At 67.3% G+C, this 10,626-nt stretch carries 13 protein-coding genes and 1 pseudogene; 6 read left to right on the forward strand and 8 right to left on the reverse strand.

What is annotated here, in order from left to right; all coding sequences use genetic code 11:
* A partial coding sequence (locus F3T56_RS39760) for a LacI family DNA-binding transcriptional regulator (protein WP_149830337.1) occupies positions 1-827 on the reverse strand: 827 nt, incomplete at its 3' end.
* Between the two features lie 411 nt (positions 828-1,238).
* Here F3T56_RS39760 and F3T56_RS39765 point away from each other — a divergent pair.
* The 4 genes from F3T56_RS39765 (at position 1,239) to F3T56_RS39780 (ending at position 6,129) form a co-directional block, all read left to right on the forward strand.
* Entirely contained in the window at positions 1,239-2,600 is a 1,362-nt protein-coding gene (locus F3T56_RS39765) for an ABC transporter substrate-binding protein (RefSeq protein WP_149830338.1), read from the forward strand.
* Positions 2,601-2,606: 6 nt separating this feature from the next.
* The gene (locus tag F3T56_RS39770; protein WP_149830339.1) at positions 2,607-3,617 is read left to right on the forward strand and encodes a carbohydrate ABC transporter permease; all 1,011 of its coding nucleotides are present in this window, start codon (positions 2,607-2,609) and stop codon (positions 3,615-3,617) included.
* Positions 3,618-3,627: 10 nt separating this feature from the next.
* A complete protein-coding gene (locus tag F3T56_RS39775) occupies positions 3,628-4,548 on the forward strand; it encodes a carbohydrate ABC transporter permease (protein ID WP_149830340.1) in 921 nt (306 codons plus the stop codon).
* Between the two features lie 147 nt (positions 4,549-4,695).
* Positions 4,696-6,129, forward strand: coding sequence for a GH1 family beta-glucosidase (locus F3T56_RS39780; protein WP_149830341.1), 1,434 nt, complete (start codon positions 4,696-4,698; stop codon positions 6,127-6,129).
* 175 nt (positions 6,130-6,304) lie between these two features.
* Here the strand turns inward: F3T56_RS39780 and F3T56_RS39785 are convergent, their stop codons facing one another.
* The 3 genes from F3T56_RS39785 to F3T56_RS39795 are packed head-to-tail and all read right to left on the reverse strand — an operon-like array spanning position 6,305 to position 7,340.
* On the reverse strand, positions 6,305-6,688 hold the full coding sequence (locus tag F3T56_RS39785; protein ID WP_149830342.1) for a hypothetical protein: 384 nt from the start codon (positions 6,686-6,688) through the stop codon (positions 6,305-6,307).
* Positions 6,685-6,951, reverse strand: a complete 267-nt coding sequence (locus F3T56_RS39790; RefSeq protein ID WP_149830343.1) for a hypothetical protein — start codon at positions 6,949-6,951, stop codon at positions 6,685-6,687. Before F3T56_RS39790 ends, F3T56_RS39785 begins: the two co-directional genes overlap by 4 nt.
* The gene (locus tag F3T56_RS39795; protein ID WP_149830344.1) at positions 6,945-7,340 is read right to left on the reverse strand and encodes an ATP-binding protein; all 396 of its coding nucleotides are present in this window, start codon (positions 7,338-7,340) and stop codon (positions 6,945-6,947) included. The genes F3T56_RS39790 and F3T56_RS39795 overlap by 7 nt, the downstream gene beginning before the upstream one ends.
* A gap of 257 nt (positions 7,341-7,597) precedes the next feature.
* Between F3T56_RS39795 and F3T56_RS39800 the strand changes: the two genes are divergently transcribed.
* Together F3T56_RS39800 and F3T56_RS39805 are read left to right on the forward strand one after the other, a co-directional pair.
* Entirely contained in the window at positions 7,598-8,479 is an 882-nt protein-coding gene (locus tag F3T56_RS39800) for a helix-turn-helix domain-containing protein (RefSeq protein ID WP_149830345.1), read from the forward strand.
* An 11-nt stretch (positions 8,480-8,490) separates the two neighbouring features.
* Positions 8,491-8,682: a DUF397 domain-containing protein gene (locus tag F3T56_RS39805; RefSeq protein WP_149830346.1), complete on the forward strand. Its 192-nt coding sequence runs from the start codon at positions 8,491-8,493 to the stop codon at positions 8,680-8,682.
* A 56-nt stretch (positions 8,683-8,738) separates the two neighbouring features.
* Here the strand turns inward: F3T56_RS39805 and F3T56_RS39810 are convergent, their stop codons facing one another.
* The 4 genes and pseudogenes from F3T56_RS39810 to F3T56_RS50370 form a co-directional block, all read right to left on the reverse strand.
* Entirely contained in the window at positions 8,739-9,050 is a 312-nt protein-coding gene (locus F3T56_RS39810) for a glutathione S-transferase family protein (protein ID WP_246204328.1), read from the reverse strand.
* Between the two features lie 53 nt (positions 9,051-9,103).
* The gene (locus F3T56_RS39815) at positions 9,104-9,343 is read right to left on the reverse strand and encodes a hypothetical protein (protein ID WP_149830347.1); all 240 of its coding nucleotides are present in this window, start codon (positions 9,341-9,343) and stop codon (positions 9,104-9,106) included.
* Positions 9,344-9,418: 75 nt separating this feature from the next.
* A pseudogene (locus F3T56_RS39820) lies at positions 9,419-10,210 on the reverse strand (amino acid transporter); the annotation flags it as partial.
* Entirely contained in the window at positions 10,129-10,398 is a 270-nt protein-coding gene (locus tag F3T56_RS50370; RefSeq protein WP_425473729.1) for a hypothetical protein, read from the reverse strand. The pseudogene F3T56_RS39820 and the gene F3T56_RS50370, both read right to left, overlap by 82 nt.
* Between the last annotated feature and the right edge of the window lie 228 nt (positions 10,399-10,626).

Consider the following 10,626-nt stretch of genomic DNA (forward strand, 5'->3'; position numbering starts at 1 on the left):
CCGGCCTCACGGAGGACCTGGCGGGCGCCGGCCGCCATGACGTCGGACTCGGCGAAGACCGCGTCCAGGTCGGGGCAGCGGGCCAGGAGTTCTGTCATCGCCCTGCGGCCGCCCTCCTCCGTGAAGTCGCCGGGAACGATCAGGCGCTCGTCGACCTCTCGGCCGGCGTCCGCCAGGGCCTCGCGGTAGCCGTCGATGCGGCGCTGGGCGCCGTAGACGTCCAGGCGGCCGGTGATCGTGGCTATCCGGGTGCGGCCGCGTTCGATCAGGTGTTCCACCGCCGAGCGGCCGCCGCCGTAGTTGTCGGAGTCGACGGAGGGGAGCGTCTCGTGCTCCGAGCGGGGGCCGCTGATCACCGCCGGGATTTCTAGTTGTGAAAGCAAATCGGGCAGCGGGTCGTCCGCGTGTACAGAAACCAGAAGGACGCCGTCCACGCGGTGCGCCGCCAGGTACTGGGCCAGCCGGCGGCGCTCCCGGTCGCCGCCCGCGAAGATCAGCAGGAGCTGCATCTCCGTGTCGGAGAGCTGGGCGCCGACGCCCTTCAGCATGTCGGAGAAGTACGGCTCCGCGAAGAAGCGGGTCTCCGGCTCGGGGACGACCATCGCGATCGCATCGGTGCGGTTCGCCGCGAGGGCGCGGGCCGCCGTGTTCGGGACGTAACCGAGCTCCGCGACCGCCGCCTCGACCGCCGCGCGCGTCGCCTCGCTGACCCTCGGCGAGCCGTTGATCACCCGGGACACCGTGCCGCGGCCGACACCGGCCCGGGCCGCGACCTCTTCCAGCGTCGGCCGGCGGCCGCTGCGGCCCCGTGCTCCGTGGCCTGCCACCATGGTCGCCTCCCGTTCACACCCCGCTGGCGTGGAATCTAACAGTCCTGATCCTCGTACGACGTCCGGGACCGCCCCCGCCCGTGGCGGCGATTGGCAGATTCGTCCCACGGATTCGCGATGAACGCGATCCGGAGGTGGGACGCAACTGCCAATTGATGCGGCCCGGCCCCACCCCCTCCCCCCGGGTTAGCTAACAGCCCGATAACCGAAGGCACATCTCTGCGCCCGCTCCCTTGACACCCCCGCACGAACCGACGACTCTTCAACACATCACTTGTGGGAGCGCTCCCACAGTACCTGGCACTTACACATCCCGCACGTTCCCCGCCCGAGCCGCAGCTAGCAACAAACGGGCCCAACAACGCAGTTGGCCGGGGGGTCGGCACGTCAGGGCATCAGGAGGACGCAATGCGAGCACGTACCCTCCCCCACTCTCGGCTGCGGTCGGGCGGGGGCACCCGTATCGCCCGCAGTACGCGAAAGTCGGTGGTCATCGCGGCCGTCGCCGCGCTGGGCGCCGGGCTGCTGGCCGGCTGTGCCGATGACGGCAAGGACGAGGAAGGCGGCTCGTCGGGCGGCGGCGCCGGCAAGACCAAGATCACCCTTGGCCTCTTCGGCAGCTTCGGTTTCGAGGAGGCCGGGCTCTACACGGAGTACGAGAAGCTCAACCCGGACATCGACATCGACCAGACCGTGATCGAGCGGAACGAGAACTACTACCCGCCGCTGGTCAACCACCTCACCACCAACAGCGGTCTGGCGGACATCCAGGGCATCGAAGTCGGCAACATCAACGAGGTGGTGAACACCTACGCCGACAAGTTCGTGGACCTCTCCAAGTACGGCAAGGAGAGCGACTACCTGCCCTGGAAGTGGCAGCAGGGGAGCACGGAGAGCGGTCAGACGGTCGGGCTCGGTACCGACACGGGGCCGATGGGCATCTGCTACCGCAAGGACATGTTCGAGGCCGCGGGTCTGCCCAGCGACCGCGAGGAGGTCGGCAAGCTGTGGGAGGGCGACTGGGCGAAGCTCGTCGATGTCGGCAAGGACTACAAGGCGAAGGCCCCGGAGGGCACCACCTTCATGGACTCCCCCGGCGGTCTGCTGAACGCCATCATGGGCAGTGAGAAGGAGCGCTTCTACGACGCCTCCGGCAACGTCATCTACAAGACGAACAAGGCGATCAAGGACGCGTTCGACCTGACGGCCGAGGCCGCCGAGGCCGGGCTGATCGGCAACCAGACGCAGTTCCAGCCGGCCTGGGACACGACGATCGCCAACGGCAAGTTCGCCGCGATGGCCTGCCCGCCGTGGATGCTCGGTTACATCGAGAGCAAGTCGAAGCCGGAGAACGCCGGCAAGTGGGACGTGGCCGTGCCGCCGAAGACCGCCAACTGGGGCGGCTCCTTCCTCGCCGTGCCGAAGTCGGGCAAGAACGCCGAGGAGGCCGCGAAGCTCGCCGCCTGGCTGACCGCTCCCGAGCAGCAGGCGAAGCTGTTCAGCAAGCGCGGCAGCTTCCCGAGCGCGCAGGCCGCGTACGATCTGCCGCTGGTGAAGGACGCGAAGAACAAGATGACCGGTGACGCCCCGATCGGCCAGATCTTCGCGCCGCTCGCCGAGAAGACCCCGGTCCAGGTGATCGGCCCGAAGGACCAGATCATCCAGCAGGGTCTGACCGACAACGGCGTGATCCTGGTGACCCAGGGCAAGTCGCCCAAGGAGGCCTGGGACAACGCGGTCAAGACCATCGACAACAACCTGGAGAAGTGACCGGTAATGGCCACCCGGCACGACACCGCCGCCGCGCCCCCCGTCAAGGAGGGGGGCGCGGCCCCGGCCCGTCCGCCCGTCGAGTCACCTGAGACGCTCCGCAAGCGGGCCCGGCTGTCCCGCCGCTGGCAGCGGGACGTGCGCTGGAGTCCGTACGCGTTCGTCTCGCCGTTCTTCATGCTCTTCGTCGCGTTCGGCCTGTTCCCGCTGATCTACACGGCGTGGGCCTCGCTGCACACGGTGGAGCTGACCGCGCCCACCGACATGGAGTGGGCGGGGCTGCGCAACTACACCCGGATCTTCGACGACGAGTTCTACTGGAACGCCGCGAAGAACACCTTCACCATCGGGATCATCTCGACCGTCCCGCAGTTGATGATGGCGCTGGGCATCGCGCACCTCCTCAACTACAAGCTGCGCGCCTCGAACTTCTTCCGAGTCGTGATGCTCGCGCCGTACGCCACGTCGATCGCCGCGGCCACCCTCGTCTTCGTGCTGCTGTTCGGCCGCGACTACGGCATGATCAACTGGTTCCTGGGTCTGTTCGGCATCGACAACATCGACTGGCAGAACGACAAGTGGTACGCGCAGATCGCCGTCTCGTCCGTCGTCATCTGGCGCTGGACCGGCTACAACGCGCTGATCTACCTGGCCGCGATGCAGGCGATCCCGCAGGACCTGTACGAGTCGGCGGCCCTCGACGGGGCCAACCGCTGGAAGCAGTTCATCCATGTGACGCTGCCGTCGCTGCGCCCGACGATCCTGTTCACGGTCGTCGTGTCGACCATCGGCGCCTCGCAACTCTTCGCCGAGCCGCTGATGTTCGACGCCAACAAGGGCGCGTCCGGCGGCCCTCAGCACCAGTTCCAGACGCTCGGCCTGTACATGTACGAGCAGGGCTGGGTGAACCAGCACCTGGGCCGTGCCTCCGCCATCGCCTGGACGATGTTCCTGATCCTCATCGTGGTCGGAATCGTCAACTACGTCATCTCGCGCCGGCTGCGCGCCAGTAGTTAGGAGACCGGCCGTGACGACGACACTCACCAAACCCCCGGCCGACGCCGTGCCGCCCAAGCCGCCGAAGAACGGCGGGCGCAGGCGCGGGCTGAAGGCGGCGCGCGCGGGCGGGCAGCATCACGCGGGTCCCATCGCGTACGTCATCCTCGCCGTGTTCACCCTCGTGTCGATCTTCCCGTTGTTCTGGACGGCGATCGCCGCCTCCCGCGACAACGCGCGGCTGGCGGAGACCCCGCCGCCGTTCTGGTTCGGCGCGAACCTCTTCGACAAGCTGGAAGTGGCCTGGAAGGACGCCAATCTGGGCGAGGCGTTCCTCAACACGACGATCGTGGCGGGCGTTTCGTCGCTGACCATCGTCTTCCTGTCGACGATCGCCGGTTTCGCCTTCGCGAAACTCCGCTTCAAGGGCCGTAACGCCCTGATGCTGATCGTGATCGGCACGATGATGGTGCCGCCGCAACTCCAGGTGATCCCTCTCTACATGATGGTCGCCAAACTGGACTGGACCGACCAGCTCCAGGCCGTGATCCTGCCCTCGCTGGTCAGCGCGTTCGGGGTCTTCTTCATGCGGCAGTACCTGCTCCAGGCCCTGCCCGACGAGATCATCGAGGCGGCCCGGGTCGACGGCGCGAGCAGCTGGCGGGTGATCTGGCATGTGGTGTTCCCGGCGGCGCGTCCCGCGATGGCCGTCCTGGGCATGCTGATGTTCGTACAGACCTGGAACGACTTCCTGTGGCCGTTCCTGGTCCTGACCCAGACCGGCAACCCGACCGTCCAGGTCGCCGTCGCCGGCCTCGGCCGCGGCTACACCCCCGACCAGGCACTGATCATGGCGGGCGCGCTGCTCGGCACGCTGCCGCTGCTGGTCGTGTTCGCGATCTTTGGCAAGCAGATCGTGGGCGGGATCATGCAGGGCGCGGTGAAGGGCTGAGGCCCGCGGTCGCTCGTCGTTCGATCTCGCTCGTCGCTCGATCTCCCTGGGGGCCGGGTCACCGCCGCCTCGGCCCCCGCGCACAGCCCGTTTCTCCTCCCCCCACTCACCTCGTCGGTCTCTACGACCACCAATGGGAGCGCTTCCATGCCTGAGCCCACCACACCGGTGACCTTTCCTCCCGCCTTCCTCTGGGGCGCGGCGACCTCCGCGTACCAGATCGAGGGGGCGGCGCGGGAGGACGGCCGTACGCCCTCCATCTGGGACACCTTCAGCCATACGCCGGGCAAGACGGCCGGTGGCGAGCACGGTGACATCGCTGTCGACCACTACCACCGCTACCGCGACGACGTGGCGCTCATGGCGGAGCTGGGCCTCAACTCGTACCGCTTCTCGATCTCCTGGTCACGTGTGCAACCGACGGGCCGGGGCCCGGCCGTCCAGAAGGGCCTGGACTTCTACCGCCGCCTGGTGGACGAGCTGCTGTCCAAGGGCATCAAGCCCGCGGTGACGTTGTATCACTGGGATCTCCCCCAGGAGTTGGAGGACGCGGGCGGCTGGCCCGAGCGCGACATCGTCCACCGTTTCGCCGACTACGCGCGGATCGTGGGCGAGGCGCTGGGCGACCGCGTCGAGCAGTGGATCACCCTGAACGAGCCGTGGTGCACCGCGTTCCTCGGCTACGGCTCCGGGGTGCACGCCCCGGGCCGTACGGACCCGGTGGCGGCGCTGCGCGCGGCCCACCACCTGAACGTGGCGCACGGGATGTCGGTTTCGGCGCTGCGCTCGGTGATGCCGTCCCGCAACAGCGTCGCGGTGAGCCTGAACTCGTCGGTGGTACGGCCGTTCTCGGACACCCCGGCGGATCTGGCGGCGGTCCGGAAGATCGACGACCTGGCGAACGGGGTGTTCCATGGGCCGATGCTGCACGGCGCGTACCCGGAGTCGCTTTTCGCGGCGACGTCGTCCTTGACCGACTGGTCATTCGTGCAGGACGGCGATGTGGCTGTCGCCAACCAGCCGCTGGACGCGCTGGGGTTGAACTACTACACGCCGGCCCTGGTGAGCGCCGCGGCAAAGGATGTGGCGGGCCCGCGCGCGGACGGTCACGGAGCGAGCGACCACTCGCCGTGGCCGGGCGCGGATGACGTGCTGTTCCACCAGACGCCGGGCGAGCGCACGGAGATGGGCTGGACGATCGACCCGACGGGCCTGCACGAGCTGATCATGCGGTACACGAGGGAGGCCCCGGGCCTGCCGCTGTATGTGACGGAGAACGGCGCGGCGTACGACGACAAGATGGACGCGGACGGCCGCGTCCACGACCCCGAGCGGATCGCCTACCTCCACGGGCATCTGCGGGCGGTGCGGCGCGCGATCGCCGAGGGGGCGGACGTACGCGGCTACTACCTGTGGTCCCTGCTGGACAACTTCGAGTGGGCGTACGGCTACCAGAAGCGGTTCGGGGCGGTGTACGTGGACTACGGGACGCTCACTCGTACGCCCAAGTCGAGCGCGTACTGGTATGCCCAGGCGGCGAAGACGGGGGCGTTGCCGCCGCTGGCTACTGCCTCGGCGTAGGCCGGGGGCGGGGGGCCTCCGGAGGATCGGGGGTCCGGGGCTCGGTGCAATTAGGGGAGTACCGAGCCCCGGGTGCCAAGGGCAGGAGACGTCGATAGTCTCCTTGTCCAACAACATGTCGAAGTCACCTGCGTCCGCCCGTGCTGCGAGCCGGGCCAGCGGCCGGGACACTGAATCAGGCATGCCAGTCATTCAGGGTTCGGGCCGTGTCACGCAGGTTCGCCTCATGGGAGCGGATCGCCGCAGAGGCCAGGTACACGTCCTTCGGGGACGGCGGATCGACGGTTTCACCGGAAGCATCCATGTAGGCGTACGCGCAGGCCCATCCGATGACGGCGTTGTAGTCGGCGAACGGCTCCAGACGGATCGCCATGTGCCAGAACGTCGCTGCCCGGGACGCGGCCTCCTCGTAATACAGCGTCCCGGCGGGCTGCTCGTGCCGGTGCCGTCCGGCCATGGCGGCCAGAGCGCCCCAGTCCGTGATGTCGATGTTGAGCGGAGCCACACGGGACTGAACGTCGAGGATCCAGCCCACGTCGACGCGGATGATCGAGCTCAACGCCATCCCTCCGGCGCGTCGGCGAAGGCCGCCATTCCGATCTCGATGCCCTTGTCCACGCTCCGCAGGAACGCCGCCCGCTGCGCGTCGGCCACCAGCAGGTCGTGCGCGAGGGCACGGGTGGACTTGCCGAGGCTGCGAGCATGCTCGTTGACCTCGGCGAGTTCTTCGGGGGTGAGTTCAACGGTGATCTTCGGCATGCCTTCGACGATATCAGCGGTGACGGTATCGGGAGTATCACCCGAGGGCACCCGGGTCAGCATCCCCGCCCCACCTCGAACCACGTGGCCTTGCCCTGGCCCGCACCATGCGTGCACACACCCCACGCGTCGGCGCCGTACGAGATGAGGTGCATGCCCCGGCCGTCCTCGTCGCCGTCGGTCGTGGGGCGGACGGCGGGTAGGCCGGGGGCTTCGTCGTGTACGAGGACGCGGAGGCGGGCGGGGTCGGGCCAGCCGGCGTGGAGGGTGACGGGGGTGGCGCAGCCCTTCGCCGTGCAGGCGTTGATGGCGTTGGTGACGACTTCTGAGATCAACAGGACTGCGGTGTCGGTGAGTTCGGGGTGGCCCGAGGCGCTCAGGAGGGTGCGGATCGCGTCGCGGGCGGTACGAACCCAGGCGGGGTGGGGCGGGAAAACGAGGGATACGTCCATGGGGTTGGCTCCCTTCGGTGGGGTTGTCCGGCGGGGTTGAGCGTGCACGCGGTGACCAGGTCCGGGCCTCGGCAACTGGCTGGAGGGCGGGGGTACTTCCTCGTGACGCGGGGTGGTTGGGTTGACCATGACGGTAGAGAACCCGTTTATGAAGTTGCAACCGTTTCCGCCCCTTGTCACCGGTGTGAGTGACTGGCGAACGACTTTGTGGACGACGGCAGTTTGGCTATGCAGACTGCCGTGCGAGGAGGTCACACATGCCACCCAGGAGCCACCCCAGCGAGCGTCAACGCCGCCTCGGCCTGGAACTCCGCAAGCTGCGCAACCGCGCGGGACTGTCCGGCGAACAGGCCGGCGTCCTGCTCGACGCGGACCGCACACGCATCAGCAACATCGAGGCCGGACGCATCGATGTCTCACGCAATCGGCTCTACAAGCTGCTACGCGAGTACGGCTGCCCCCCAGGCCCTCTGTTCGAGGGGATCATGGCGATGGCTCAGGAGAACGGCAAAGGCTGGTGGGACGCGTTCAACGACACGATCGGCCCGGCAGCTCGGAATCTGGCCGAACTCGAATCCCGGTCGACGACGCTGCGCACGCACGAGCCGCTCGTCATCCCCGGAATGCTCCAAACCGAGGAGTACGCCCGAGCGGTCCTCGACACAACGGAAGGGGATCCCCAACGTACCCACCGATACGTGGAGTTCCGCCTGGCACGCCAGCAAGTTCTCATGGGCGTGAAGCCGGTGACGTACCGCGCGGTCATCCATGAAGCCGCGCTTCACACTCAAGTAGGCGGTCCAGCGGTCATGCGGAGACAACTTCTTCGGCTGATGGAGGTCTCCCGGCTACCCAACGTGACCGTTCAGGTGTGCCCCTTCACAGCGGGGATCTACTCCGCACACACCCAGTCGTTCGTCATGTACGGAGGCGATGCCCCCGAACTGGACACCGTCTACCTGGAGCATCCAACGGGCTCAATCTTCCTGAGGGACGTGGACCAACTCGACGAGTACGCGAGAATGTTCGAGCGGCTCTCGGAGCTGGCGCTGGCTCCGGTTGACCCGGAATCGGCCCCGGAGTCGCACGAGTCCCGCGATTCACTGAGCCTGATCCAACACGTGATGTACGACCTCTGAGGGGAACCGCCATGCCTCAACTGACCTGGCAGAAGTCGTCTTTCAGCACAGGCGGCGAGGGCAACTGCATAGAGTTGGCGGCAGCCACCCCGTCCCGCATCCACCTCCGCGAGAGCGACCAGCCCGACGCGATCGCCATGGCGACCCCGCAGGTCCTGGCGGAGTTCCTGCACGCCCTCAAAGCCGACAGCCCGATGCGGTGAATCCTGGCACGTGGTGCAAACCGGCACTGGGCCTCAGGCCGTGGGCAGGTGGAGCATTACCCGTCTCCCCAGCCCGAACTCTTCGGCCGCGTCGTCACTGACGACGGCGAAGGTCCCTGCCGGACTCCGGGCAGGGTGGCCACGCGGGAAGCCACGGCCAGGAGATGCGCTTCACCGGCCCTGGTGACGAAGAAGACGTAGGCATCCCCGTGGTCCTCTCCGTCGTCGAAGACCTCTACCTCGCCTTGGTCTTCGAGATCGGCCAGGAAGCCCTCGACCTCCTCGATCCACGGGAACGGGTAGGCACCGTCCGGCAGGTTCGGCGTCGGCAGCAGCGGTACGTGGATCTCGACAACCATCATGGGCACGGGGTTCATCCTGCGTCAGGATCTCCGTCCGCAGTAGCCAGGGGTAATCCACGTCAGCAACCCTGGCGAGGCTCCGAAACCTCAAGCGAGACGGAACCATTGCGCTGTTCACAGTCGGCCAGGTACTCGTCAAGGATCCGGCCGCGCAGTTCACGCTCCACCGCTTCGGCGATGAACGCGGAGAGCTGACGCTTGCCGACGCGTTCGCGTACAGCCCTTGCCGTCCCCTCCGGAAGAAGCACGCTGAACCTGGTGGCTGGGCCCTCGCCGATGCCGTGCGAGATCTCACTCATGAGAGCGAGACTTTCACCTCAAACGGGTCTGAGCGAGCCTTGTGAGAACTCCCTCAGACTACGGCGACAGATGGGTCAGCCGGTGGTGACCTTGTCGGAGACCTCGTTGGGAGCGCGTCCCCCGGTCAGCTTCTCCTTGATGAGGGCGATGCCGACGACGATCGCGGCGACCAGCAGCGACAGGAGCAGGATTTCTCGGTTGCCGTGTTCCTTGTCGGTGAGCATGTAGGCCAGGACGAAGAGGATCAGGCCGATGGTGGCCCAGGTCAGGTACGGGTAGAGCCACATCTTCACGACGAGCTTGTCCGGGCTTTCGCGTTCGATGATGCGGCGCAGGCGGAGCTGGGAGAAGCAGATCACCAGCCAGACGAAGAGGGCTACGGCGCCGGAGGAGTTGACCAGGAAGAGGAAGACGTCCTTGGGGAAGAAGTAGTTGAGGATGACGGCGAGGAAGCCGAAGGCGACCGAGGCGAGGATCGCCGTCATCGGCACCCCACGGGCGTTGGTCCGGCCGAAGGCGCGGGGGGCGTCCCCGCGCTCGCCGAGGGAGAAGGCCATGCGGGAGGCGGTGTACAGGCCCGAGTTCAGACAGGACAGCACCGAGGTGAGCACGATGAAGTTCATGATCTGCCCGGCGTGGGCGATGCCCAGGGAGTCCAGGGCCGCGACGTAGGAGCCCTTGTCCTTGGCCGTGGGGTCGTTCCAGGGGAGCAGGGCGACAACTACGAAGATCGAGCCGAGGTAGAACACCGCGATGCGCCAGATGATGCTGTTGGTGGACTTCGTCACCGCCTTCTGCGGGTCCTCCGTCTCGCCGGCGGCCAGCGTGGCGATCTCCGAGCCCATGAAGGAGAAGACGACCAGGACAGCAGGATGCCCGGCCCGGCGGTCGCGATACCCGAGGACGACCCGACGAACAGGTCGGCCCCGATCACACCGCCGATCGCGATCATCGACAGATGCCGATTCTTCAGGCCCGCGTGCAGGCCCGAGGAGGCAGGGGGAGTCTGTTGGTCGGTGGCGGGTGCCACTCTGCTTTCGTTCGTCGAGGTCATGAGCGTCCTTGCCTGGGGATGTCAAAGATCCAGCGCACGGCTGTGCGCGGCAGCACGGCTGTGTGCGGGGCGGGGTGCGGGTGTACGCATCGGTGAGCTGCGGTTTCGCACCTGACGTCCGGATGCGGTTCTTCGAGATCGCCCGGGTCAAAGCCGGTATGTGGCGCTTCCCGGATCTCTCATGAGCAGCAGGGCCATGGACGACCTGCGGATTTCGTACAGCCGCCA

The organism is Streptomyces tailanensis (genome assembly GCF_008386495.1).
Classification (GTDB): Bacteria; Actinomycetota; Actinomycetes; order Streptomycetales; family Streptomycetaceae; genus Streptomyces; species Streptomyces tailanensis.